At 69.3% G+C, this 24,509-nt stretch carries 20 protein-coding genes; 7 read left to right on the top strand and 13 right to left on the bottom strand.

What is annotated here, in order from left to right:
- The first annotated feature begins 121 nt into the window (after positions 1-121).
- Entirely contained in the window at positions 122-508 is a 387-nt protein-coding gene (locus PV764_RS18160; protein ID WP_019184134.1) for a BlaI/MecI/CopY family transcriptional regulator, read from the top strand.
- Positions 509-523: 15 nt separating this feature from the next.
- On the top strand, positions 524-2,377 hold the full coding sequence (locus tag PV764_RS18155) for a M56 family metallopeptidase (RefSeq protein ID WP_421117225.1): 1,854 nt from the start codon (positions 524-526) through the stop codon (positions 2,375-2,377).
- An 80-nt stretch (positions 2,378-2,457) separates the two neighbouring features.
- On the opposite strand, the gene PV764_RS18150 is transcribed toward PV764_RS18155, so the two are convergent.
- Genes PV764_RS18150 through PV764_RS18140 form a run of 3 tightly spaced genes read right to left on the bottom strand, consistent with a single transcriptional unit; the run spans position 2,458 to position 6,425 of the window.
- The gene (locus PV764_RS18150; protein WP_019184941.1) at positions 2,458-2,793 is read right to left on the bottom strand and encodes an I78 family peptidase inhibitor; all 336 of its coding nucleotides are present in this window, start codon (positions 2,791-2,793) and stop codon (positions 2,458-2,460) included.
- Positions 2,794-2,841: 48 nt separating this feature from the next.
- A complete protein-coding gene (locus tag PV764_RS18145) occupies positions 2,842-3,948 on the bottom strand; it encodes a ribonuclease H-like domain-containing protein (protein WP_019184940.1) in 1,107 nt (368 codons plus the stop codon).
- The gene (locus tag PV764_RS18140) at positions 3,945-6,425 is read right to left on the bottom strand and encodes a DEAD/DEAH box helicase (protein WP_026070064.1); all 2,481 of its coding nucleotides are present in this window, start codon (positions 6,423-6,425) and stop codon (positions 3,945-3,947) included. Before PV764_RS18140 ends, PV764_RS18145 begins: the two co-directional genes overlap by 4 nt.
- A 171-nt stretch (positions 6,426-6,596) precedes the next feature.
- Between PV764_RS18140 and PV764_RS18135 the strand changes: the two genes are divergently transcribed.
- On the top strand, positions 6,597-7,079 hold the full coding sequence (locus PV764_RS18135; protein WP_421117224.1) for a hypothetical protein: 483 nt from the start codon (positions 6,597-6,599) through the stop codon (positions 7,077-7,079).
- A gap of 30 nt (positions 7,080-7,109) precedes the next feature.
- On the opposite strand, the gene PV764_RS18130 is transcribed toward PV764_RS18135, so the two are convergent.
- From PV764_RS18130 to PV764_RS18090, 9 genes are all read right to left on the bottom strand, one after another.
- On the bottom strand, positions 7,110-8,939 hold the full coding sequence (locus tag PV764_RS18130) for a hypothetical protein (protein WP_421117223.1): 1,830 nt from the start codon (positions 8,937-8,939) through the stop codon (positions 7,110-7,112).
- Positions 8,936-11,107, bottom strand: a complete 2,172-nt coding sequence (locus PV764_RS18125) for a hypothetical protein (protein ID WP_421117222.1) — start codon at positions 11,105-11,107, stop codon at positions 8,936-8,938. The genes PV764_RS18130 and PV764_RS18125 overlap by 4 nt, the downstream gene beginning before the upstream one ends.
- On the bottom strand, positions 11,104-12,222 hold the full coding sequence (locus PV764_RS18120; protein WP_421117221.1) for a BatA domain-containing protein: 1,119 nt from the start codon (positions 12,220-12,222) through the stop codon (positions 11,104-11,106). The genes PV764_RS18125 and PV764_RS18120 overlap by 4 nt, the downstream gene beginning before the upstream one ends.
- Positions 12,219-13,115, bottom strand: coding sequence for a DUF58 domain-containing protein (locus PV764_RS18115; protein WP_399619693.1), 897 nt, complete (start codon positions 13,113-13,115; stop codon positions 12,219-12,221). Before PV764_RS18115 ends, PV764_RS18120 begins: the two co-directional genes overlap by 4 nt.
- A 10-nt stretch (positions 13,116-13,125) precedes the next feature.
- Positions 13,126-14,109: an AAA family ATPase gene (locus tag PV764_RS18110; RefSeq protein WP_070426348.1), complete on the bottom strand. Its 984-nt coding sequence runs from the start codon at positions 14,107-14,109 to the stop codon at positions 13,126-13,128.
- A gap of 61 nt (positions 14,110-14,170) precedes the next feature.
- On the bottom strand, positions 14,171-14,872 hold the full coding sequence (locus PV764_RS18105; protein ID WP_284128556.1) for a DUF4159 domain-containing protein: 702 nt from the start codon (positions 14,870-14,872) through the stop codon (positions 14,171-14,173).
- Between the two features lie 67 nt (positions 14,873-14,939).
- The gene (locus tag PV764_RS18100; protein ID WP_019184928.1) at positions 14,940-16,274 is read right to left on the bottom strand and encodes a TldD/PmbA family protein; all 1,335 of its coding nucleotides are present in this window, start codon (positions 16,272-16,274) and stop codon (positions 14,940-14,942) included.
- Between the two features lie 20 nt (positions 16,275-16,294).
- Positions 16,295-17,929 carry a TldD/PmbA family protein gene (locus PV764_RS18095; protein ID WP_019184927.1) on the bottom strand — a complete coding sequence of 545 codons (1,635 nt, stop codon included), beginning with the start codon at positions 17,927-17,929 and terminating at the stop codon, positions 16,295-16,297.
- Between the two features lie 132 nt (positions 17,930-18,061).
- Complete coding sequence (locus PV764_RS18090; RefSeq protein WP_319624547.1) at positions 18,062-19,690, bottom strand: TldD/PmbA family protein; 1,629 nt, start codon at positions 19,688-19,690, stop codon at positions 18,062-18,064.
- Positions 19,691-19,834: 144 nt separating this feature from the next.
- On the opposite strand from PV764_RS18090, the gene PV764_RS18085 reads away from it, so the two are divergent.
- The 3 genes from PV764_RS18085 (at position 19,835) to PV764_RS18075 (ending at position 22,233) form a co-directional block, all read left to right on the top strand.
- On the top strand, positions 19,835-20,461 hold the full coding sequence (locus tag PV764_RS18085) for a DUF938 domain-containing protein (RefSeq protein WP_019184923.1): 627 nt from the start codon (positions 19,835-19,837) through the stop codon (positions 20,459-20,461).
- A gap of 92 nt (positions 20,462-20,553) precedes the next feature.
- On the top strand, positions 20,554-21,192 hold the full coding sequence (locus tag PV764_RS18080) for a tetratricopeptide repeat protein (protein WP_019184922.1): 639 nt from the start codon (positions 20,554-20,556) through the stop codon (positions 21,190-21,192).
- Between the two features lie 108 nt (positions 21,193-21,300).
- Complete coding sequence (locus tag PV764_RS18075) at positions 21,301-22,233, top strand: AEC family transporter (RefSeq protein WP_421117218.1); 933 nt, start codon at positions 21,301-21,303, stop codon at positions 22,231-22,233.
- A gap of 26 nt (positions 22,234-22,259) precedes the next feature.
- Here PV764_RS18075 and PV764_RS18070 read toward each other — a convergent pair whose 3' ends face one another.
- Positions 22,260-23,744, bottom strand: a complete 1,485-nt coding sequence (locus PV764_RS18070) for an AAA family ATPase (protein ID WP_019184920.1) — start codon at positions 23,742-23,744, stop codon at positions 22,260-22,262.
- A 132-nt stretch (positions 23,745-23,876) separates the two neighbouring features.
- Between PV764_RS18070 and PV764_RS18065 the strand changes: the two genes are divergently transcribed.
- Complete coding sequence (locus tag PV764_RS18065) at positions 23,877-24,509, top strand: ParA family protein (RefSeq protein ID WP_019184919.1); 633 nt, start codon at positions 23,877-23,879, stop codon at positions 24,507-24,509.

Here is a 24,509-nt window from a genome sequence, read left to right as displayed (position 1 = left end):
AACGCCCCGCGCGGGAGACATCACTCCCGAACGACCGTTCGTCGGCGCGCGCCATCCGGCACTTGACGACACCTGTAGTCACTGGCACGGTAGCGACACGTGTAGTCATAGGGAGTGCGCCATGCGCGGCAAGACCATCGGGGACCAGGAACTGGCCCTGCTGCAGTACATCGCGGAACAGGACCGCCCCAGTGTCGGGGAGGTCGCCACCGGCTTCGGGGAGCCGCGCGGGCTGGCACGCTCGACTGTGCTGACCATGATGGAGCGCCTGCGCGCCAAGTCGTACCTGAGCCGCAAGCAGGTGGACGGCGTGTACCGCTATGCCACCACCAGTGGCCAGGACAGCGTGGTGCAGGGCGCCGTGGCCAGCTTCGTGGAGAAGACGCTGCAGGGCTCGGTCTCGCCGTTCGTTGCCTTCATGTCGCACAAGGTGGATGTCAGCGATCAGGAACTGGCCGAGCTGGAAGCGCTGGTCGCACAGTTGCAGTCACGCAAGCGGGAGGGCTGAGCCATGGACACGATGATGAGTGAGCTGTTGATGCGGCTGGGCTGGACCAGCGTGCAGAGCGCGGTGCTGGTGGCGCTGGTGTGGGGCGTGTGCCGCCTGCTGCCGCAGCTGCCGGCAGCCACCCGCTGCCGCCTGTGGTGGCTGGTGGCCGCACAGGCGGTACTGGGCCTGGTGTGGAGCAGCCCGCTGGAGTTGGCCGTGCTGCCCGCACCCGCCACCATGACGGCACCCGCGGTGGCGTTGCCCGCGTTCGATGCCGCCGTGCAGGCGGCCCCGGTCGCCTACGCGCCGGCCGCGGTCGAGACGGCGACGATGGCGTGGTCCTGGCCCTCGCTGCTGCTGGCCTTGTGGGCCGCCGGCGTGCTGTTGATGGTGGCGCACAGCCTGCGGGGCTACCGCGCCAGCCGCGCGCTGGTGCGCAGCGCCACCGAGTGCACCGACGCCGGGCTGCAGCAGGCATTGCAGTTGGCTGCCGAAGCCCACGGCCTGCGCCGTGCGCCGCGCCTGAAGCTCTCCGCGCAGATCCGCTCGCCGCAGTTGATCGGCCCCTGGCGGCCGGTGCTGCTGTTGCCAGCGCGCGAGCTGCCGGCGATGTCGGCCGACGACCTGGACATGGCGCTGACCCATGAGCTGATCCATCTGCAGCGCCGTGACCTGTGGTGGGGCCTGCTGCCGGCGGTGTCGCAGCATCTGTTCTTCTTCCACCCGCTGGTGCACGTGGCAGCCCGCGAGTACGCGCTGGCCCGCGAAGAAGCCTGCGATGGCGCCGTCGTGGCCGGGCATGGCCATTGCCGCCATGACTATGGCCGCCTGCTGGTGCAGCTCGGTGTCGCGCCGCGTCCTGCGGTGGGCGTGGCCAGCGCCTCGCCCAACCTGCGCAGTCTCAAGCGCCGCCTGGTGACCCTGCAGCAGACCCGCAACGTGCCGCGCGTGGTTTCGTTGGCGATCACTGCGTTGTTCGTGGTGGTCGGCGTGGCGCCGCTGCGTCTGGTGGCTGCGCCGCCGCCGCCGCCGGCCGCACCCCAGGCACCGATCGCGCCCAGCGCACCCACCCCGCCGGCAGCGCTGCCGGCACCGGCACCGCGACCGGCCCCTGCGGCGCTGCCCGCGCCTGAGCCTGCTCCCGCGCCGGAACCGCTGTCGGCCCCGGAACCGCCGGCCGCGCCTGCCGCACCCCGTGCGCCGGAGCCGCCGAAGGATCTGGACGACGGCATGTCCTACGTCACCCACGGCCGGCTCGACATCAGCCGGCAGCCCGCGCAGGCCTTCGTGCTGATGGGCGGCGACGACAACTTCGTCGATGCGTCCGTCGCCGACCTCAAGCAGGCCCGACGCGACGTGGGCGGCAGCGCGCCGGCGCTGTGGGTACGCCGTGGCCAGGCGCGCTATCTGATCCGCGATCCTGCCGTGCTCAGCCAGCTCAGCCGCAGCCAATCCGACGTGGCCGCGCTGGGCAACGCACAGGCTGAACTGGGCGACCGCCAAGCCGTGATCGGGCAGCAGTTGGCCAACGTCTCGATGCAGGTCACCGCAGATGCTCTGGCGGCGGTGGATGTCGAGGCGGTAGCCGATCACGTCACCCGCCAGGCCGGCCTGGATGCGGCCGCCGAGGCCAACCAGGCCGCTCGGCAGGCGGGTGCGGCGTCAGCCAGCGCCAGCCAGGCAGCACGCCAGGCGCGCGTCGCCACAGCCAAGGCGGTGGATGCCCGCCAGATCACCCTGGTGGCACGCGAGCAGGCGCAACTGGGCCGCGAACAGGCGCGTCTGGCGCAGCAGCAGAGCCTGGCCTCGGCCCGCGCCGTGCGCGAGGTCCGCACGGCCATCGATCAGGCGCTGGCCAGCGGCAAGGCCGAGCGCCTGCGCGACTGACCCCGCCTGCCTGGCACGGCGGCCCGCAGATGATGGCGGGCCGCCGCCTTCAGTCGCAGCACGCGGCAGGGTTCAGCCGGTCACCCGCAGTTGGCGCGCACGATCCTGTTCTGCGCGTCCACTTCGATGCTGAGCCGGTCTTCGCGGAAATCCATCGTCATCGCCATGCCCGGCTTGAGCACGCGGGCGTTGCGCGCACCGCTGTCCTTCACCGCTTTCTGGATCACCGCCTCGGTGGCGGTCTGCCCGGTCAGGCCGGTGAGTTTTTCCGGGTCGCATTGGGAGGCGCTGCCGGCCACCGCGGGCGGCGCGGTGGAGGTGGGGCTGTCAGCCGGCGTCGCGGCCGTCTTGCCGGGATGGCTGCACGCGGCCAGCGGCAGGGCGCAGCCCAGGGCGAACAGAAGGTTCAGACGCATGTGGTGGTCCTCCCACGGTAAGGACCCGCAGTGTCCGTGGGCCGGCCTTTACACCGCGTCAATGGCCTGCAGCGCCAACGTCTCCCGGTCACGCTGTTCCTCGGCCACCAGCCGTCGCATCAACAGCGCCAGGGTCACCACGTCCTGGTGGTTGTGCTCGGCCACGCGGCGCAGGTTCACCGCGCTGCCGCCGCGCAGGTAGTTCAACCACGCCGCCGGGGCTTCCGAGCCGGGCAGGTCGTCTTCGCGCACGATCTGCAGCAGCTGGCGTTCGATCGTGGCCAGCCGGCAGTTTTCCCAGGTACCGCGATAGCGGCGGCGGGTCGGGAACAGCAGGTCGACGTGATCCAGCGGGGTGATCGGGCAGCGCTGCCGCGCCAAACGGTAGCGGGTCTTGAGCAGCGGGGCGTCGTAGCAGCGGCCGTTGTAGCTGGAGAACACCGTGCTCGGCCGCAGCCACCCGGCGAACTCGCGCAGCATCGCGGTTTCGGCGGCCATCGTGGTCATCAGCAGCTGGCGGATGCGCAGGCCATCGCCGCGCTCGGGATGGGCGTGCCAGTCCGCGGCGCCGATCATGAAGGCGCGGGTGCCGGTACCGCCGGCCAAGCCAGTGGTTTCGGTATCGAAGAACAGCAGGTCCTGTGGCTGCACCTGTTCGCCCTCGCGCTTGGCGAAGGCGAGCGACAAGGGCTCGGTGGGAATGGCCTGGGCGACGAACGACTCGATCAGGAACAGGCCCGGCGCGATCTCCTCGCCCGGTACATGGCGGTCCTTGGCGTCCTCACGCGGGTGGGCGGTGCTGAGGCTCCGCTCGCGCAGGCCGAGCAGCCGGCGCAGGCCACCGATCTCGGGCTTGCGCAGCGCGGGCGCCGGGAGGGCAGGCGCTGCCGGTGCGGTATGGCGTGCGGCCTCACCGGTGGGCTTGTGGCGGATTTCCTGCTCCACCCAGCCGAACACGGAGGCGGGCGCGGGCGTGCGCGCGCGCGCGTCGTTGGCGGCGGCCGGGAGGGGCGCGGGGGCGGCGCCGCCGGTAGCGATGGTGTCACCCGCATCGGATCGGCCCGCAGTGGCGATGGACGGATCACGGGCCGGCGCGGGCGTTGCATCACCGGCCTGCCGGCGCAGCAGGCGCAGCTTGTCCAGGCTCAGGCTCACGGGGCGACCATCTCGGCGCTCTGGCGCTCACGCTCGGCGGCAGACGGCAACGCCGCGCTGTCGAACAGCGCCAGCACCTTCAGGGCCAGTGCCTTGGGCGTGGTGGCATCGTCTTCCTGGCCGGCCAGGACCGGCCCCACGCAGGCGGGGCAGCCGGCCTTGCAGTCGCAGCCCTGCACCAGCTCGCGCGCGCGCAGCAGCAGCTCCGCCTGGCGCAGCCACAGCGGCTCGCTCAGGCCCACACCGCCGGGGAAGTTGTCGTACAGATACACCGTCGGCACGAACTGCTGCTGCAGCTCGATCGCGCTGGCATCGAACTCGGCGCCCCGCAGCTGCCCGCGGCCACTCTGGTCGGCCACCGCGAACCACGCGCCATCGCCATTGCCGACCGCCTTCTGCAGGTCGCGCGCATCGGCCATCACCGCCACCGTGGCGACGATGTGCAGCGCGTAGGCCGCGCCGAGGAAGCCGTCCAGCGCTTCCTGCTTGCTGTCGAACGCGGTCAGCAGCAGCGCCTGCGGCAACTGCCACCACACCGCCGTGGTGTGCAGCTCCTGGTCGGGCAGGTTGACCGGGCCGTAGCCGATGTTTTCATGGGTGTAGTAGCGGATCTTCTTGTAGCCGGCCACGCGGCGCACCACGTGCACTTCGCCGTGGTGCGAATCGCCGCGCCCGGCAATGCAGCCATCGAAGCGGTCCAGCACCTTGAGCTTGGTGAAGTCGATGCTGTCGGTGTAGTAGTCCACGTGGGTACGCGTGACATAGGCCTTGCGGCCTTCCCAGTCCAGCCGCTCCACCTGGTAGGGCGTGGACTGCACCATGTGGATGGCACCTTCGTACAGCGTCAGCGCGGCGGCGGAGTAATCCACCTCGGCGATGATCTGCTGCTTGCCGTCGCTGCGGTCCACCACCACGAAGTTGCCGTCGGCGACCGAGCGCAGGCTGACCGCGTTGGCCGGGTAGCTGTCGGCGATCCACTCCCAGCGGTCGCCCTCGCGATGCACGACCTCGGTTTCGGCCAGCGCTTCGAGGAACACCAGCGGGTCGATCGGCCCGAACGGATCGCCGGCCAGGAAGGGCAGCTCGAAGGCGGCGCAGCGGATGTGGTCGAACAGGATCAGCGGCTGGTCCGGTGCGATGCGCGCATGCTCGGGCGAGGCCTCGGCGAAGAAGTCCGGATGCCGCACCACGTACTGGTCCAGCGGCTGCGAGCTGGCCACCATCACCCCCAGCGCGGGCTGCTGGCGACGACCGGCGCGGCCAAAGCGCTGCCAGGTCGCGGCGACGCTGCCCGGATAGCCGTTGAGGATGACCACGTCCAGGCTGCCGATATCCACGCCCAGCTCCAGCGCCGAGGTGCTGACGATGCCGTCGATGTGCCCGGCGCGCATCGCCCGCTCGGTTTCGCGCCGTTCGGTTGGCAGGTAGCCGCCGCGGTAAGCGCGGATGCGGGCCGGCTTGCGCGGGTCGTGGTCGAAGATGTCCTTGAGGTACTTTGTCAGCACTTCGACCATCAACCGGCTCTGCGCGAAGATCAGCGTCTTCAGGCCGGATTTGATCGCGATGCGGGCAATGCGGTTGCTCTGCGAGCGGGCGGACGCACGCAGGCCGAGATCGGCGTTGACCACCGGCGGGTTCCACAGCAGCACGTGCTTGGGCCCGCTGGGCGCACCGGATTCGGTGATCGCGGTGACCGGCGCTTCAATCAATGCCTCGGCATGCGCCTGCGGATTGCCGATGGTCGCCGAGCACAGGATGAACTGCGGCTCCACCCCGTAGAACGCGCAGATCCGCTTGAGCCGGCGCAGCACGTTGGTAACGTGGCTGCCGAACACGCCGCGGTAGGTGTGCACCTCATCGATCACCACATAGCGCAGGTTCTCGAAGAACTGCGCCCATTTGGTGTGATGCGGCAGGATCGCCTGGTGCAGCATGTCCGGGTTGGAGACCACGATGTCGCCGTGCAGGCGGATCGCCTGGCGCGCATCGCCTGGCGTATCGCCATCGAAGGTGAAGGCTTTCACGCCCAGGTCGCCGGCGCGGTTGAGCTCCAGCAACTCGGCCACCTGATCCTGGGCCAGCGCCTTGGTCGGGAAAAGGTACAGCGCCTTGGCCTTGCCCTGCATCGCGGCGCTGACCACGGGCAGGGTGTAGCACAGCGACTTGCCGCTGGCGGTGGGGGTGACGATGGCCACGTGCTCGCCGCGCTGGCTGGCCTCCCAGGCCTGCGCCTGGTGGCTGTAAAGCTGCTCGATGCCGCGCGCCTTCAGCGCATTGACCAGCGCGGCGGGCACATCGGCCGGGATCGGCGCGTACTGGCCCTCGCGGGCGGGAATCGTGAAGCTGCCGGTGATGCGGTCGTTGTAGCGGCGCTGCAGGCGTGCGGTCAGCAGCGCACCATCGCGCGAGGGCAGCCCATCGGTGGTGGCGAGGCGGCGTTCGGCGTCCTCGGTCCGCTTGGCGAGTTCGTAAGCCATGGTCACAACGGTCTGCAAAGGACGCTATGGAAACATGACCGCGTCTCAATGTCTGAGACATCGCGATGCGGCCCGGTGAATGGTTCAGTGCCCGCCGCGCCGGCCGGACAGGTGCCATCAACGAAACCTGACGCCGGCCTCCGTATGCTTTGAGGCCAGCCCGCAACCAACATGGATGGAGTCGCTGTGGCATTACGTGGAGATCAAGGTGCAGCGTTGCTGGCCGGCCTGGTGCTGGCCGCTGCCGTGCAGGCACAGCAGGTGGCGCCACCCGACGCCGTGGAGCCGCCGCCTGCGCCGACGCAGGGGGATGTCACCACGCTGGGCGAGGTGCGTGCGCTCAAGCCCGACGACGAGCCGCTGGATCTGTACCGTTTCAAGAATCCGGTGCAGGTGCAGCCGAACCGGTTCAGCCGCACCTGGAGCGAACCCCCCTCGCCCGAGCAGGTCAGCATGAGCGGTGGCTATCTGATGATGGGCATCAACAAGGGGCTGGCCGCCGCGGCGCAGGGGGTGAACAAGCTCACCGGCGGACCCGACCAGATCCAGTCCGCGAGCGCCCGCCCACCGCCGGAGTTGACCGACGACGAGCAGCGCCGGGCACAGGAAGTGTGTGTGCAGCAGGGGGGATGCCCGGCGCCGCCGGCGCGCTGATCTGGCAGGGCAGTATCGCTCCGTCGCGCGTCAAGCGGGCCTCGCCCCCCGCCGCCGCTCCATCCACCACAGCAGCCCGGCGGCAAGCACGAAGCCCAGCAACCACGGCCAACGGGCCCCCGGCGTTTCGATCACCCCGGCCGACGTCGTGGCGGCGCCCGCCGCCAGGCGCTGCGCGGTCGCGTCGCGCAGCTGCTGGCGATGCAGCGGGCGTGCCTTGGCCGGATCGAATACGTAGAACGCCTGGCTGCGCTCACCCTGCTGCAGCTGATGCCAGCCAGCCTGGTCGGGCCAATAGCCGGCGCACCGCTCGGCACCGCTGGCTGGATCGATCCGCAGGGGAATGTGCGCGCCATCCGGTGCGCGCACCTGCGCGGCCTCCTGCAGCTGGCACAGCGCCATACGCTCGCCCGCCCATGGGGTGACCGCGTCGATCCGGGGCGCCTGCGCGGCAGCAATCGGGCGGGCCACGCTGGCCAGCACGCCGCTCCACAGCTCGGCGTGGCGATCGTCGCGACCGGCCAGCACCAGTCGATAGCTGTCGGTGACCGGCAGCAGCGCAACACGGCCCCGGCCCAGCGGGCGATAGCCGCCGATCGCGTTGCCCTTGTCATCGTGCAGCAGCGGTGTCGCGTCGTTGACCGTCACACCCAGTCGCTCCAGCACCGGCAGCGCGGCCTGGTGCGAGGCCATGTCGGCTTCGTCGATGTAGGTGGTGGTGTCCGCTGCAGGTCGTTGCGGGCCACGACGCGCCTGCAGCAACGCGGCATCGGCATCGGCCGGCAGTGACAGGGGCGCGGCCTGGTTGCCGCCGGTGACGGACAGTCCCCAGCGGCGCAGCGTCTGGCGCGCGCTGTCGCCAAGCGGGCCACCGGTGCGGACGAGAACGCCCAGCCCGCTACGGACCGCCTGCTGCAGCGTGCTGCGCTGGGCAGCGGACAGGGTGCCCAGGCTGCGCTCATCGAGCAGCACGGCATCCGTCGCCGCCAGCGTCGCCGCGGTGAGCGCGACCGGCGCATCGCCGAGCGACACCCCACCGCCGGCATGGGCGTGCGCTTGTACGGCCAGCCCCGCATCGGTCGCCCAGCGACGCAGGTACTTCAACTCGGGCCCCGGCGCACCGGCGAGGATCAGCAGCCGCGGCGCTGCCGCGCCCACAGTGTCCACCGGTACCTCCAGCGTATCGACCACGTGCTGCCCGGCATCCAGCAGGCGCAGACGGAACGTGCTCTGCCCCGGCACGCGCGCGACACCATCAAGCTGCACGCGACCATCGGCCCCGGGCATTGCGCGGTCAACCACCAGCCCGGCCGGGTCCACCAGCTCGGCGCGTGCATTCGGCACGCCCTGCGCACGCGCGTTGACGGTGAACACCGCACCGGGCGCAGCAACCGGTGGCGGCTGCAGTGCGATCCAGCCCTGTGGTGCGCTGGGCCATTCGATACGCACGCCACGGGGCAGCGCGGCATCGCGATCGCGGGCCGACAGGCCATCGCCGATCAACCGAAGGGAGGTGGGACCGGGATGCTGGCGCAACACGGTGGCCAGGTCGGGTGCGGCGAGGGCGTCTGCTGCTTTCGTCGCTTCCGGCAGTGCGACCACGGTTTCGCCCGGCGCCGCTGACCAGCGCACCTGATCGGCCGCGCCAGTCAGCACGGTCAGCTGGCCACCGGCCACGCGCTGCATCGGTGGCACCAGGGTCAGGTAGAGCAGCACGGTCGCCACGGCCTGCAACACCAGCAGGCTGGCGAACACACCGGGTGCCCGCGCCGGTCCACGCCATTGCTGCCAGCACAGACGCGCGCTGCTCAGCAGCAGCACGGCGAACAGCGCGATCAGGGTCCAGCGCGGGTCGCTCACGGGGTGGCCTCCAGTGCATCCAGGTAGCGCTGACCCATGGCATCGGCGGCGTTGCGCCGGGCGACCTGCGGCAGTGGTCGCAGCAGCGCACGCCACAGCTGCGCGCGCAGGGCCTGATGGCAGTTGGCGCAGTCCGGGGTGATGCGCAGTGTTTCGATGGCGGCGGCCAGGCTCAGCGGGTCCGGCAGGCGCGCTTCATTGCGTCGCAGCCAGTGGGTCAGTGCATCCAGATCCGGCGCGCTGGCCGGATCGGCCAGCTGCTGCCAGACCTGCACGATGGCCTGGTCGGGTGCCTCCAGCGCACGCAGTGGCAAGGTGCGGCTGGCCAGGTCGGCGCGATCGCCGCTCATGCGTCGGCTCTCGTCGATCGGCGGCAGTTCCGGGCCGACCCGTGCCAGGTAGATGCGCTCGGCCTGCTGCACTTCCTTGATGAAGCCCAGCGCCTTGTAGGCGTAGGGCAGGGCACGCTCGGGCTGGCCCTGGCGCAGCTCGCCTTCCGACGACCACATCTGATCGAGCGCCGCCTTCAGCGTGGCGCGCGTCTTGGGATCGAGCAGGGTGGCGGCCTCGGCGTGATCGTGGGTATGGCCGTATTCGGAGAGCACGTCGGTGGCGCTGCCGAACACCGGGGCGCTGCCATCGGTCGGCGCGCCATGATCATGGTCGTCGTGGCCGGCCTGCGCCTGGGTCCTGGCATGGTCGCCATCGTGATCGTGATCGTCATCGTGCGCGGCCGCCGGTGTGTCACTGGTCGGCAGGGCATCGCTGGTCGGCGGTGGCTTGGCCCCGCCTTCGCTTTCCTCGCCGAGGAACTGGCCATAGCGCAGGCGCAGGATCCGCTGGTCCACGCCGATCGCATCGGCACGCTTCACGAATTCCTCTGCCGGCAGCTGGCGACGCTGTTTGATCAGCGCTTCAGCGTCGATGATGATCTGGCGCTGGCTGCGGAAATACGCGGGCAGGGTCTTCTTGACCATGCCCTCCATGTCGGTGCCCTGGATCTCCGCTGCGCTGGGCAGGCGCAGGATCACGCTGCTGCTCTGGGCGCTCTGCGCGCCGGGCGTGTGGGTGTCGCGCACGGTCAACTGCGCGATCACATCGTTGCCTTCGGTGGCGCCCAGCGCGGCGAGATCGAGCGTGCGCGCGAAGCGCCGCTGCGTCGCCGGTCCGGTGCCGGCGAGGTTGAAGGTCTGCTCGCGGAAGGTGATGTTCTCGCCGCTGCCCTGGGCCAGGGTGACCTTCAACTGTGCCGTGGCGACCACGCCGTAGTCGTCGGTAGCCTCGAACTGCAGCGGCCACTGGCGTTGGCCGGGCGTCCCCAGCACGAGACTGCGGTCCGGAGCGATCACGCGCACCACGGGCGGGCGATCGGGCACCACATCGAGCCGGTACAGGCGGGTGTCGCGCAGGGCAGGCTCGGTGATCACGCGGTACAGCGCCGGACGCGTGGCGGTCCACTGCGTGGTCCATTGGTCGCCATCGCGTTGCAGCGCGATGCGCTGGCCATCGTGGAACTGGAGCGCAGCGGCCTGCGGTTGCGCCGAGAAGCGCAGCGACCAGTGCAGGCGGCTGTCCTGCGGGACCTTGCCGTCCAGCGTGCTCTGCACCCGCGCGGCCTGCCCGGTGTAGGCCGGGGCGGTGATCTCCAGCCGGGCGGAACGCAGCTGCGGGGGCTGCGCAGCTGTGGCCAGCGGTGCCGCCGTGCCCGGCAACAGGGGCGCCGCGTACGGGCCGCGCGGCCAGCCCAGCGCAAGCGCCATCACCACCACCGACGTGATCACCGAGGCCAGCAGCCACCGGCGCGGCCAGCGTGGCCGCAGTTCGGGCATGCGCGCCTGCAGGGCGGCGGCGACATGCGTGCGCTGCCGCTGCTGCAACGGGTTCAATGCCGCCGGTGGGGCAAACAGCAGGTCGGCACTGTCCTGTGCGACCGGATGGTCGTTCAACCGGCGGACCAGCCATTGGCGATCCAGACCACGTGCGCGCCAGGTCGCCACGCCGGCGCTGACCAGCAACGTCAACAGCAGGACCACCGTAGCCGCGTTGAAGCCGGCCAGCCGCCACGCCACCGCGCTGATCGCCGACGCGACCGGCACCGCGAGCAGGGTGGTGATCCACCACTGGCGCCGGCGCGCGCGCTGCCAGGCGTGCTGGATGGCAGCGTTCATGCGCCTGCTCCGCGGCGCGGTGAGGTCGCCATTGCCCGTTCCAGCGCGAACAGCAGCACGATCAGCGCCAGCAGCCAGGGGCTCAGCTCGCGCGGTGCGGGCAGCGGCGTGGCGCCGCCGCGCAGCGGCTGCTGTGTCGCTGCCGCCGCGAGGGTCGGCGGGGCGGGTGCGGCGAGGACGGCCAGCAACTGGCGCGGGAAACCGGGATCGCGCAGCACCGGCAGGGCCGTCGGTGTCAGCGGCGACGCGAAGCGCAGCAGGCGACCCTGTCCTTCGGACCGCTGTTCCAGCACCACTGCACCCTCTGCATCGCGCAGGATGGGCATCCAGCCGGCCTCCGCAGCACCGGGCGCGACCAGTACGCTGCCGCCCTGGTGCACCCACGCCTGCCAGGCAGCAGGCAGCGGCGCAGCGGCGAGCCACACGCCGGTCTGCCCGGCATCGGGGGCGGTACCGGCACCGCGGGCAGGAGACAACGCCTGGTTGGACCAGGCACGCTGCAGCGCGGCCAGCACGCGCTGCTCGCCTTCTGCGATCTCGCCACCGACCTGCAGCACCGGCGGTGCGGCGGTGCGCGTGCTGGCCGGCGCCAACGGCACCGGCCGCCAATCCACGGCACGCGACAGGCGCGGGCGCTCGCCATCCAGTCCGGGCATCGGGTCGGGCACGTACACCGTCAGCGGTGCGCCGGCAGGCAGTGTCTGGTCCAGCTCACGCAGCAGGCTGGACAGCGCGGAAGCGGTCGCCGGGGCGGCATCGGCCAGTGCGGGGAAGCCCGGAGCCAGCCAGCGCCAATCTCCTTTCGCGTCCTGGCCACGCAGGGCCGTACCGTCCAGACCAGGGGCGACCACCGTGACCGGGTGGATGTCGGAGGCGCCACCGTGCAGTACCGGCCGCGCCAGCAACAGGGCCAGTGCAGCCAGCAGCAGCAGCCGCACCAGCAGCAGCGGCCACGCGTCGAAGCGGATCTTCTGGCGCGGCCGGATCCGGGCCTGCAGCCAGCGCAGCGCGGCGAAGTCGAGTGGCGCGTACTGGTGCCGACGCGCCAGGTGGATCAGCAGCGGGACCAGCCAGGCCGCCAGTGCCAGCAACCCCAGTGGAAACAGCAGGCTCACGCGCCGCCTCCGGCACCGAGCAGCGCACGCAGCGGCTGATCCAGCGGCTGGTCGAGATAGCCGGTGGCATGCACGATGCCGCTGCTCTGCAATCGCGCCTGCAACGCGCGCTGGGCGGTATCGAAACGGGCCAGGTATTCGGCACGGATCGCACGGCCGTCGCCCAGCAGCTCATCGCCGGTTTCCGGATCGCGGAAACGGTGGCCGTCGGTGAACGGGAAATCGCGCTCTTCGGCGGTCAGTACCTGCAGGTGCAGCACCTCGCGGCGGGCGGCGGCCAGCCGCTCCAGCAGCACGATGCCGCCCTCGTCGAAACCGTCGCCCAGCGCGACCAGCAGGTCGCCGGCCTGCACCCGCTCCCAGACCGGGGCCAGGGAAGTGACCGGCGGCCACGTGCCGCTGGCCCGGAGCTGGCGCAGCAGCAGGTGCACGCGGTCGCGCTGGCGCGGGCCGTGCCCGGCGGGGACCAGTTGCACGCCCTCGCCGCTGATGGCGATCACGCCGAAGCGGTCGCTTTGCTGCAGGGCCAGTTCAACCAGGCAGGCGGCGGTGGCGCAGAGGTGGTCCAGGCGCGACCAGTCCGGTCGCGCACGGTCGCTCTGGCGCGCCGAGGCGGTCGCATCGATCAGCACCCAGGCCGTGATCGGGCTTTCGCGTTCGGATTCACGCACGAAGAAGCGGTCCGAGCGCGCGTAGAGCTTCCAGTCGATCTGGCGCAGTTCATCGCCAGGCTCATAGGCGCGGTACTGCGCAAACTCCAGCCCGGCGCCGCGGCTGCGGCTGGCGTGCTGGCCGATGCCGTGCGCGCCGCGTGCACGCCGTGGCAGCAGCCGCAGCGCCTTCAGGCGGCTGCGGACATCGGCGGGGATCGCGATCGGTGCGTTGCGGCTCACGGTGTGCGGATCAACCCGGGAACGGCACGGCCTGCAGCAGCGCGGCGACCACGTCGTCGGCGCTCTTCTGCTCGGCCTCGGCAGCGAAGGACAGCAGCAGGCGGTGACGCATCACCGGTGCCGCCAGCGCCTGCACGTCCTCGCGGGTGGCCGCGAAGCGGCCCTGCAGCAGCGCGCGCGCCTTGGCCGCCAGCACCAGCGATTGCCCGGCACGCGGGCCGGCGCCCCACTTGATCCACTGGTTCACCGCCGCCGGTGCGTCGCTGCCCGGGCGGCTGGCACGCACCAGGCGGGTGATCCAGGTGAGTACGTCGTCGCTGATGTGGACCTCGCGCACGGCTGACTGCAGCGCCAGGACCTCGTCAGCCTCCATCACCTTGGGGACGCTGCCACTGGCGCTGCCGGTGGTCTGCAGCAGGATGTCGCGCTCTTCCTGTTCGGTGGGGTAATCCACCCGCACGTGCAGCAGGAAGCGGTCGAGCTGGGCCTCCGGCAGCGGGTAGGTGCCGGCCTGTTCGATCGGGTTCTGCGTGGCCAGCACGAAGAACGGCGCCGGCAACGCATAGGTGGTGCCGGCGTAGCTGACGGTGCGCTCCTGCATCGCCTCCAGCAGTGCGGCCTGGGTCTTGGGCGGGGTGCGGTTGAGCTCGTCGGCCAGCAGCAGGTTGGTGAAGATCGGGCCCTTCTGGAACCGGAAGTGGCGGTGCCCGGTGCCGTGGTCTTCTTCCAGCAGTTCGGTGCCGAGGATGTCGCTGGGCATCAGATCCGGGGTGAACTGCACGCGCCGGAACTGCAGCTCCAAGGCCTGGCCTAGCGAGCGCACCAGCAGGGTCTTGCCCAGCCCGGGGGCGCCCTCGAGCAGGCAGTGGCCGCCGGCCAGCAGGCCGATCAGCAGCTGTTCGACCACCGCGTGCTGGCCGACCACGGCCTGGGCCAACGCACCGCGCAACTGCTGCAGTTTGGGGAGAAGGGCATCAAGGCGGTCGGTCGTCATAAGGCACTCGCAGGATCGGCGTAGAGCCACGCCATGCGTGGCTGAAAAAGCAGGAAGAAGCTCAGCTGTTCAAGGCATACATCACGATGTTGACCGCAAAACGGGTGTTGTCTTCGGCCAGGAAGCGCTTGTTGCGCCAGTCGTAGTCCCACTCGCACCCGTAATCCTTGTTGCTGTAGAGCACGCCGAGGCGGCCATCGATCTGGATGCCCTTGAGGTAATCGTGGACCAGATCATCGCCCCAGCCATTGAGCTCGAACCCGGTGGCCGGCGGGCCATCGGGGAAGCGGAAGAAACTGCGGTAGAGCGCGTGGTTGTTGGGCAGCTTGTTCAGCGCCTTCGGCCCGAACAGCTTGGCCATCTGTGCTTCGAAGGACTTCGCGAACAGACCATCGATATCGTGGTTGCAGTCATCGACGAACACGAAGCCGCCATTGCGCACGTAACGCACGAAGTTCTGCCGCTCGGCGGCATTGAACTCGACCAGCTTGTGCCCGGCCAGGTAGCAGAACGGTGCCTCCAGCATGCGCGGATCGGACAGCGCGATCACGTGCTCTGTCGGGTCAACGCGCAGGGTGGTGTAATCGATCAGCGAGGTGATCACGTTGGACGGCATGCGCGCGTCCACGTCCCAGTCGCCGGAGTCGTACTTGAGGCGGGTGAACCAGAAGTCGTACCGCCCGGCCTGGGCGCGCGCCGGCGCGGGCAAGGCCGCGAACGCGGCACTGCCCAGCATCAGCCGCAGGAACTGTGCACGGTTCATCGCCGCGCACGTTCCCGGAAGCGACCGGCCAGACGAAGAGACGGCCAGTGGCCGTCACGACCGTTCATCAGACCGCGTCGGACAACGAGGTGAAGGTGAAATCGCGCAGTTTCATCGGCGGGATCATCATCACCAGGCTGGATTCGTCACCGGCCACACGCACCGGCTTGCCCAGCTCTTCGATGTTGTTGAGCATGATCACCGGCGACTCGTTGAAGCGGAAGTTCTTCACCGGGTGCTTGATCTGGCCGTTCTCGATGTAGAAGGTGCCATCGCGGGTCAGGCCGGTCAGCAGCACGGTCTGCGGATCGACCATGCGGATGTACCAGGTGCGCGTGACCAGGATGCCCTTCTGGGTGCCACGGACCAGCTCGGCAGTGCTCTTGTCGCCACCGGACATCAGCAGGTTGCCCGGGCGCGCGTTGGCGGTCTTGCCCTGCTTCTGCGCCCAGAAGCGCGAGTAGTTGAGGTTGGCGATCTTGCCGTCCTTGATGATGTCCAGCTTCTCGCGCGGCTGGCCTTCGTTGTCCCACGGCAGCACGGCGGCTTCGGGGTGCCACGGGTCGGCGACCATGGTCACGCGCGGGTCGTAGACCTGTTCGCCCAGCTTGTTGCCGCCGCCCTTCCTGGACAGGAAGCTGCGGCCTTCATCGGCCGAGCGCGCATCGAAGAAGTTCATCATGAAGCTGATCAGGCCGGCCGCGGCCGCCGGCTCCAGGATCACCGTGTACTTGCCCGGCTCCAGCGCCTTGGCCTCGGCCGATTCGGTGGCCTTGCGCATGGCGATGCGGATGTCCTGGTCGGCCTTGAAATCGGCGGCATCCTTGAGGTTGCGACCCACCCAGCCCGAGCCGCGGCCGTCTTCGGTGCGCACGGTGCAGGTGTAGTCGAAGTTGGTGCCGCGCTGGTAACCGAAGTTGCCGTTGCTGTTGGCGGTGGCGTAGAAACTCTGGCCGTCTTCCAGGAAGCCGGCCGCGATCAGACCGTTGCCACGGCACGGCGCGATCGAGTCGGCGGCGACCTTGGCGCGGAAGGCCGGGTCGATCGCCGCAGTGGATTCACTGAAGGTCGGGCTGGGCCGGTAGGTCTGCTTGCCGATCGCCGGCAGGAACTCCGGGTTCTCCGGGGCCAGGCGGGCCAGATCCTCGGCGCGGCGCACCACGCGTTCCAGCGCGGCATCGTCGAACTCGTTGATCGAGGCGGTGCCGACGCGCTTGCCGAAGGCGACCGTGACGGCCAGTTCGGTGTTGTCGACGATGCCGCTGGTGGAGACATTGTTCAGTGCGAAACGGATGTTGCCGTCGATCGAGCCGGCCAGCACGGCAGTGCATTCATCGGCCTTGGAGAGCGCGATGACCTTGTCGAGGATGGCCTTGGCCTGGGCTTCGGTGAAGATACTCATGGATTGGGGCTCCTGACCGGTCAGCCGAGGCTGCGCGCGGTGTTGATGACGTTGATGCCGTTGAAGCGCGCGGTGGACGAACCGTGCGAGACCGCCGAGACCTGGCCCGGCTGGCCCTTGCCGTCGAAGAACGAGCCGCCCAGGCGGTAGTCGCTTTCATCGGCCACGGCGGTGCAGGCGTTCCAGAACTCCGGCGTGCGGATCTGGTAGGCCACGTCCTCGAGCATGCGGGTGATCTGGCCGTTCTTGATTTCATAGAACAGCTGGCCACCGAACTGCGCGTTGTACCGCTGCTGATCGATGGAGAACGAGCCGTCGCCGATGATGTAGATGCCGTTCTCGACGTCCTTGATCATGTCGGCCACGCTCAGCTTGGTCTTGCCCGGTGCCATGGAGACGTTGGCCATGCGCTGGAACTGCACGCTGGACCACGAATCGGCATAGCAGCAACCATCGGACTCGGTCTTGCCGAGGATGTGGGCCTGGTCGCGGATGGTCTGGTAATCCACCAGCTTGCCTTCGCTGATCAGGTCCCAGCGCTTGGTCTTGACGCCTTCATCGTCGTAGCCGACCGCGCCGAGGCTGCCCGGCTGGGTCTTGTCGGCGAAGATGTTGACCTTGTCGCTGCCGTACTGGAAATGCTGCTCGCGCTTGTCCAGCGTGGCGAAGCTGGTGCCGGCGTAGTTGGCTTCGTAGCCGAGGACGCGGTCCAGTTCCAGCGGATGGCCGACCGACTCGTGGATGGTCAGCCAGGTGTGCGACGGATCCAGGATCAGGTCGTACTTGCCCGGCTTCACCGACGGGGCCTTGAGCTTCTCCTGCGCCTGCCTGGCCGCGGCGATCGCATCGGCCTTCATGTCGTAGGAGTTGCGGTAGTTGACCACGCCGTTGGGCGAGACCGCCTTGCCGGTGCCGACGCCATCGAGGTACTCGTAGCCCAGGCCCATCGGCGAGGACAGCCCCGAGCGCGTGCGGAACTTGCCGGTGCTCTTGTCGATGGCGGTGACCGTCATCGGTGCCCAGATGCGGTGCACGTCCTGGTCGATGTAGGAGCCGTCGGTGGAGGCGAAGTACTTCTGCTCGTTGACCAGGAACAGCATCGAGTTGACGAAGCTGGCGCCGGCGCCCATCGCGCCAGCATTGACGTCCAGCAGCAGCTCGACCTTCTCCTTGATCGGCACGTCCATCGCGTTCTTGCGGATCGGGGTGCGCCAGGACACCTCACCCACGCCGGGCGCGGCAGCCAGCTGCACCGGGGCGGTCTGCACGCCGGCGTTGGCCTTGGCGATCGCCGCGGCCTGCTGTGCGGCGCGGGCCACGTCGGTGGTGCCGAGCTGGTTGGTGGCGGCAAAGCCCCAGGCGCCGTTGACGATCACGCGGATGCCCACGCCGGTCGACTCGGTGTTCACCACGTTCTGGACCTTGTCCTCGCGGGTGATCACGTACTGACGCAGGTAGCGGCCGATACGGACATCGCAGTAGGTCGCGCCCGCCTGGCGCGCAGCGGCCAGGGCGGCGTCGGCCAGGCGCTTTTTCAGGGCCGGGTCGAGGCTGCTCTGCAGTTGCTCGGCGGCAATGACCTTGCCGAAGAACGACGGCACGATCAGTCCGCCAGCGGTAAGCCCGGTCAGGGCGAGAAAGTCACGTCTTTGCAAGGCAGCTCTCCACGTCGGTGTGGGGGTGGCAGGGAAACAGCGACATCAGGGCGACCGCCGCGGCGGCACAGCCGATTCTTGCGGCCATGCGTGCGCCGCGGTAGTGACATTCGGCACGGAGCAGGGACGGGCTCATCCCAGGCTGCGTGCGGTGTTGATGATGTTGATGCCATCAAAGCGCGTGGTCGCCGAGCCATGCGAGACCGCCGAGACCTGGCCCGGCTGGCCCTTGCCATCGAAGAACGAGCCGCCGAAGCGGAAATCGCGCTCATCGCAGATCGCGCTGCAGGCATTCCAGAACTCTGGCGTGCGGATCTGGTAGGCGGCATCCTCGACCATGCCGGTGATCTCACCGTTCTTGATCTGGTAGTACAGCTGGCCGCCGAACTGCGCGTTGAAGCGCTGCTGGTCGATCGAGTACGAGCCGCGGCCGTGGATGTAGATGCCGTTCTCCACGTTCTTGATCATGTCGGCCACGCTCAGCGGGGCCTTGCCCGGCGCCAGTGACACGTTGGCCATGCGCTGGAACTGCACGCTGGACCACGAATCGGCGTAGCTGCAGCCGTGGCTTTCCTTCTCGCCGAGGAGGTGCACCTCATCGCGGGTGGCCTGGTAGTTGACCAGGATGCCGTCCTTGACCAGGTCCCAGCGCTTGGTTTTCACGCCTTCATCGTCGTAGCCCACCGCGCCCAGGCTGCCCGGGGCGGTCTTGTCGGCGAAGAAGTTGACGATGTCGCTGCCCCAGCGGAAGCCCGCCTCGCGCTTGTCCAGCGTGGCGAAGCTGGTGCCGGCGTAGTTGGCTTCGTAGCCGAGCACGCGGTCCAGCTCCAGCGGGTGGCCGACGTTCTCATGGATGGTCAGGAACAGGTTGGACGGGTCCAGCACCAGATCGTACTTGCCCGGCTTGACCGACGGCGCCTTGAGCTTTTCACGGGCGTGGCGGGCGGCAGCAATGGCATCTTCGACCGGGTCGTAGGAATCGCGGTAGGCGACCACGCCGCCCGGCAACGCGATCTTGCCGCGCGCGTCGCCATCGAGGAATTCGTAGCCCATGCCCATCGGCGAGGACAGCCCGGCGCGCGTACGGAACTTGCCGCTGGCCTTGTCGATCGCGGTGGCGGTGAACGGCAGCCAGATCCGGTGCACGTCCTGGTCGATGAACGAGCCGTCGCTGGAGGCGAAGAACTTCTGTTCGTTGACCAGGAACAGGGTGGAGTTGATGAAGTCGGCGCCGGCATTGAGCGCGGCCGCATTCAGCGACAGCAGCATCTCGACCTTGTCCTTGATCGGTACCGCCATCGCGTTCTTGCGGATCGGGGTCTTCCAGCTCACGTCACCCACGCCGGTCACCGGCGCCAGCTGCACCGGGCGGCTCTGGATGCCGGCGTTGGCGCGGGCGATCGCCGCGGCCTGCTCGACCGTGGCCAGCACCGCGGCCGGGGTCTGCTGGTGGGTGGCGGCAAAGCCCCAGGCGCCGTTGACGATCACCCGGATGCCGATGCCCGAGGATTCGCTGTTGGTGACGTTCTGGACGTTGGCCTCGCGGGTGATGATCGCCTGGTTGAGGTACCGGCCGATGCGCACATCGCAGTAGCTGGCACCGGCGCGTTTGGCGGCGGCAAGCGCGGCCTCGGCCAAGGCCTTGCGGCGACCCACATCGCCCGGTTCGAGCAGCTGCTCGGCGGCGATCAGCCGGCCATGCGGCAGTACCAGGCCCGCCAGGCCCATTCCAGACAGCGCTAGAAACTCACGACGTTGCACAGCTCACATCCCCCAAGGACGGCCGGCGGCGCGCAGGCGGCCGGCGTTGGACAAGTCTTCGACTTTCGGTGGCATCGCACAGTGGCACAAGTGACTGCGGTCATGGTTGGATGGACATCGATTCCCTGCCGATGTGACATTGCGATGAGCCAGATACGCTGGTCCGAGGCCTGCGACCGCAACCGCGCGCCGATCCTGGCGGTGCTGCAGCGCCACCTCGCCGACCGCCACCGGGTGCTGGAGATCGGCAGCGGCACCGGCCAGCACGCCGAGTCCTTCGCGGCGGCACTGCCCCACCTGCAGTGGCAGGCGAGCGACCATCCGGATCACCTGCCGGGCATCGCCGAGCGGCTGGACGCCGCGGGCCTGCCCAACACACCGGCCCCGTGGCCGCTGCAGGCCGTGTTGTCCCCCGCGCCCGGGCTCGGGCCGCTGCCGCCGGACGCGCCGTTGGCGTTCGATGCGGTGTTCAGCGCCAACACCCTGCACATCATGAGCTGGGCGCACGTCCAGGCGCTGTTTGCCGGGCTGCCGGCAGTCATGGCGGCCGGTGCCGTGCTCTGTATCTACGGTCCGTTCAATGCCCATGGCGAGTACAGCAGCGACAGCAACCGCCAGTTCGACGCATGGCTCAAGGCGCGGGACCCGGCCTCGGGCATCCGCGACGCCGAGGCGGTGGATGCGCTGGCGGCGGGGGCGGGCCTGCAGCTGATCGAGGACGTGGCGATGCCGGCCAACAACCGCCTGCGGGTGTGGCGGCGCGCCGGCTAGCGCCGACCGCTGGTCGGCCGCGCTTGGTGTCCGGCGCATGCTGCGGTTAGGATCAGGAGGGGAGGTTGTTGTGACAACCTGGGGGAGTTTGCATGGCAATTGCAAGACAGATGGTGGCCGGCGTGATGCTGGCCATGGGGGCGTGTGTGTTCAACGCGTCGGCGCAATCGCTGCCGGCCGTGCAGGAGTTCTACTTCGACAACGACGTGGCGGCCGCCCCGATGGTGGTGGTGCAGGGCCAGGGCGGGGAGCTCGTCGACCAACTGATGAAGCAGCGCGAGCGCGGCCGCAAGAGCCTGGAAGCGACCGTGCAGCTGGCCGGCGTGGCGATCGCGCAGGGCCGGCCCGAGTTGGGGCGCAGTCTGTACGAACAGGCCGCGACGACCGCATCGGCCAGTTCGGTGCCCGGTCGGTCGGTGCGCTGGAACTACGGCTGGGATCTGTTCCGGCTGGGTGAGGCCGACGCGGCGTTGGTGCAATGGACCGCGGCGCAGAACACGCTGCGCGGGAATCCGGCGTGGGTGCCGCCCACCTTCGCGCTGGCGCTGTGGACGCTGGGCCGCAAGACCGAAGCCGTGCAGTGGTACGCCGCCGCCGTGCGCACCGAGCCGCAACAGTGGAGTGGGGCCGATCGCTACGCCGAACTGCTGCCTGGTTGGCGCGACAGCGAGCGCAGCACGCTGGCCGAGGTGCAGCGTGCGTGGGCCGAGAAGCCACCGGCCTGGCCATGATTCCGCAGGCCGGCCCGTGCAGGCGGGCTGGCCTGCCATAGCGCGGGCGATGCGGGCTTCGACCATGGTCGGAACATGCCATGCAGGCGATTGGGCTAGGCTGTCGCGATGGCTTTCGAAGCATTCGCTCTGATCCTGACCATGCTCGGCCTGGGCATGGCGTTCTCGCGCCTGCGCGCGCTGCCGGAGAACACGGCCGATGTGCTCAACCGCATCGTGCTGTACGTGTGCCTGCCGGCGGCGGTGCTGATCTATGTCCCGCGGCTGCATCTGGACACCAGCCTGATCGGGGTGGTCGCCACGCCGTGGCTGTTGATGCTGTGCACGCTCGCACTGGTGAGCCTGGCCACGCGCGCGTTCGGCTTCGCCCGGGATGTGCATGCGGTGCTGCTGATCTGTGTGGCGCTGGCCAATTCCAGCTTCATCGGCTATCCGATGGTGCGTGCCCTGCTCGGCGATCACGCCCTGCCCTATGCGGTGGTCTACGACCAGTTCGGCACCTTCGTGCTGCTGTCCACCTTTGGTCTGTACGTGATCGCGCGCTACAGCGGCGACACCCCGCCCACCGCCGCACAGATCCTGCTGCGGATCGCGAAGTTCCCGCCGCTGTGGGCGTTGCTGTTCGCGCTGACCCTGATGCCTGAGCAGCCGCCGGGCTGGATCGGCACCGGGCTGAAGCAGCTGGCCGATGCGATGCTGCCGCTGGTGATGTTGGCGGTCGGTTTTTCGATCCAGCTGCGCCTGCCATTGGACGAGCTCAAGCCGCTGGGCATCGGGTTGCTGTTGAAGCTGCTGGTGATGCCGGCGCTGGCGCTGCCGATCTCGTGGGCGTTCGGCCTGCAGGGTTCGATGCTGCAGGCCAATGTGCTGGAGTCGGCGATGCCGACCATGATCACCGCCGCCGCGCTGGCGATGTCACATCGCCTGGCCCCGCGCTTGGCTGCCGCGCTCGTCGGCTACGGCATCCTGCTGTCGCTGGTGACGCTGCCGGCGTGGGTGTGGGTGCTGCAGCGCGGGGCCGGTCTTCATGGATCGCCGTGATCCGGCAGCCGGCCAACGGTCGGGCGCTACCCGTCCGCGCTGACGGTGCGCCCGCGGGCCCACTCGCGCAGCGCGGTGACCTGCTCGGCCATCAGCACCGACAACGGCCGGCTGCCGCGGATCTCCTGCATCAGCAGCTGGGTATCCAGCCCGCGTGATTCGGCGTGCGCGGCGTACAGCCCGGCGACCACCGCCTGTTCGATCTCCGCCCCGGAGAATCCGTCCGCCGCGGCCGCCAGCGCCGGCAGCGCGAAATCGTCGGCGTTGAGCTGGCGCTTGCCCAGGTGCAGGCGCAGCAGTTCCACCCGGGTGTTGGCATCGGGCAGGTCGACGAAGAAGATCTCATCGAAACGCCCCTTGCGCAGCAGCTCGGCCGGCAGCTCATGGACCTGGTTGGCGGTGGCGACGATGAACACCGTGCCCTTGCGTTCGGCCAGCCAGGTCAGCAGGTGGCCGAGCACGCGGCGCGAGACGCCACCATCTTCGCCGCCACTGGCCAGGCCTTTCTCGATCTCATCGATCCACAGCACGCACGGCGCCAGCTGCTCGGCCGAGGCCAGCGCATCGCGCAGGTTCTTCTCGGTCTCGCCGTGGTATTTGTCATACAGGCTGCCGAAATCCAGCCGCAGCAGCGGCACGCCGAAACCGGCGGCCGTCGCCTTGGCCAGCATCGACTTGCCGCAGCCCTGCACGCCCAGCAGCAGCATGCCCTTGGGCGGGTCCAGGCCCGCCGGGCCGGCGCCGCCGAGGAAGACCGGGCGGCGCTGGTTGACCCAGCGCTTGAGCCGGTTGGCACCGGCCACGTCGGCGAAGCGGGTGGTGTCGTATTCGTAGTGCAGGTGGCCGGCGCGGTTGAGCAGCTCGAACTTGAGCCGGGCCAGCTGCGGCAGGTCGTCCTGGCTGAGCGCACCGTCGGCGAAGATCAGCTGGCGGGCGATCCGCCGCGCGTCGACCAGGCTCAGCCCGCGCAGGTTGTGCAGGATCTTCTGGACCGCCTCGTTGTCCACCTCCACGCGCCGCCCGCCATGTTCGCGGGCATAGGCTTCGGCTTCCTCGCGCAGCATCTTCAACAGCGCGTTGAGGTCGGGCAGGCGCGGATTGAAACGGGTGGCCAGCGCTTCCAGCTCGGCCGGCAGTTCCACCTTGGCCCCGATCAGGACCAGCACGTGGGCCTGGCAGTGGCGCCGCTGGATCAGGTCGCGCAGGGCGCGCTGGTGGCTGGCATAGCCCAGGTAGGGATGGAAATCGAGCAGCAGGTAGATGCCGCGCTGCTCGGCCTGGCGGATCATCTGCAGGGCCGCGCTGGCGTCGGGCGGGCCGACCGGGTCGTCCTCGCGGTCCATGTCGATCCGGCGCAGCCCCTCGGTGATCGACCAGCGGTGCAGGGCGCGCCAGACATGCATTAGGGTCTGCCGGAACAGCTCGACCACGCGGCCTTCATCCTGGGTCTCGATGATGATCAGCGGCGTGTTGGCGCGGATCAGCGCGCTCAGGTCCTGTAGTTCGCTCATGCGGGCGGTCAGTCCATTGGAACCATCCACGATAGCAAAGCCGTGGGCGCCGGTTCTGGTTCAGCGCCGCGACTATCTCCGTCACAGGCGCCGGTGTAGGCTGCGGAAACGTTCCCCGGAAGCGAGGCCTGCATGAAGACGATCCTGGTGGCCGGTTCCAAAGGCGGGGTGGGCAAAACCACCGTCGCCACCCACCTGGCGGCGCATTCGGCATTGGAAGGCAAGCGGACCGTCCTGGCCGATGCCGATCCACAGGGCTCCAGCACACGCTGGGCACAACGCCGCTCGGTCCTGGAAAGCGCCGTGCTGCCGATCGACGTGTACCGCAAAAAGAGCTGGGAACGACTGGTTCCCGACGGCACCGACGAAGTCATCATCGATGCGCCGGCCGGTGCGATGGCCGACGATATTCCGCATTTCCTTGACGTTGCCGATGCGGTGGTGGTTCCCGTGCTGCCTTCCGCGCTGGACATCGAAGCCATCGTCGGCTTCCTCAACAGCCTGTCGCGCGTGGCCCGCGTCCATGACCGCAGCCTGCCGGTCGGGTTGGTGCTCAACCGCACCAAACCCTGGACGCAGACCTCGCAACAGGCGATACAGATGTTGGCCGATTGGCCTTACGAGGTCGTTGCGCAGTTGCGCGACAGCCAGAGCTATGTGGTGATGGTCGGGCTGGGACGGAGTCTGTTCGACTACCGCTCGGCCCAGGTGCGCGAGCACCAGAGTGACTGGGAGCCGCTGTTGAAGTGGCTGAAGAAAGCCTGA

The organism is Stenotrophomonas sp. AS1 (assembly GCF_048957655.1).
Classification (GTDB): domain Bacteria; phylum Pseudomonadota; class Gammaproteobacteria; order Xanthomonadales; family Xanthomonadaceae; genus Stenotrophomonas; species Stenotrophomonas bentonitica_A.
This window is presented reverse-complemented; position numbering and strand designations above follow the sequence as displayed.

Excerpts from the sequence above, each read along its gene's own strand:
- PV764_RS18160 (WP_019184134.1), top strand. The coding sequence starts at position 122 with ATGCGCGGCAAGACCATCGGGGACCAGGAACTGGCCCTGCTGCAGTAC.
- PV764_RS18155 (WP_421117225.1), top strand. The coding sequence starts at position 524 with ATGAGTGAGCTGTTGATGCGGCTGGGCTGGACCAGCGTGCAGAGCGCG.
- PV764_RS18150 (WP_019184941.1), bottom strand. The coding sequence starts at position 2,793 with ATGCGTCTGAACCTTCTGTTCGCCCTGGGCTGCGCCCTGCCGCTGGCC.
- PV764_RS18140 (WP_026070064.1), bottom strand. The coding sequence starts at position 6,425 with ATGGCTTACGAACTCGCCAAGCGGACCGAGGACGCCGAACGCCGCCTC.
- PV764_RS18135 (WP_421117224.1), top strand. The coding sequence starts at position 6,597 with ATGGATGGAGTCGCTGTGGCATTACGTGGAGATCAAGGTGCAGCGTTG.
- PV764_RS18125 (WP_421117222.1), bottom strand. The coding sequence starts at position 11,107 with ATGAACGCTGCCATCCAGCACGCCTGGCAGCGCGCGCGCCGGCGCCAG.
- PV764_RS18110 (WP_070426348.1), bottom strand. The coding sequence starts at position 14,109 with ATGACGACCGACCGCCTTGATGCCCTTCTCCCCAAACTGCAGCAGTTG.
- PV764_RS18105 (WP_284128556.1), bottom strand. The coding sequence starts at position 14,872 with ATGAACCGTGCACAGTTCCTGCGGCTGATGCTGGGCAGTGCCGCGTTC.
- PV764_RS18100 (WP_019184928.1), bottom strand. The coding sequence starts at position 16,274 with ATGAGTATCTTCACCGAAGCCCAGGCCAAGGCCATCCTCGACAAGGTC.
- PV764_RS18085 (WP_019184923.1), top strand. The coding sequence starts at position 19,835 with ATGAGCCAGATACGCTGGTCCGAGGCCTGCGACCGCAACCGCGCGCCG.
- PV764_RS18080 (WP_019184922.1), top strand. The coding sequence starts at position 20,554 with ATGGCAATTGCAAGACAGATGGTGGCCGGCGTGATGCTGGCCATGGGG.
- PV764_RS18075 (WP_421117218.1), top strand. The coding sequence starts at position 21,301 with ATGGCTTTCGAAGCATTCGCTCTGATCCTGACCATGCTCGGCCTGGGC.
- PV764_RS18070 (WP_019184920.1), bottom strand. The coding sequence starts at position 23,744 with ATGAGCGAACTACAGGACCTGAGCGCGCTGATCCGCGCCAACACGCCG.
- PV764_RS18065 (WP_019184919.1), top strand. The coding sequence starts at position 23,877 with ATGAAGACGATCCTGGTGGCCGGTTCCAAAGGCGGGGTGGGCAAAACC.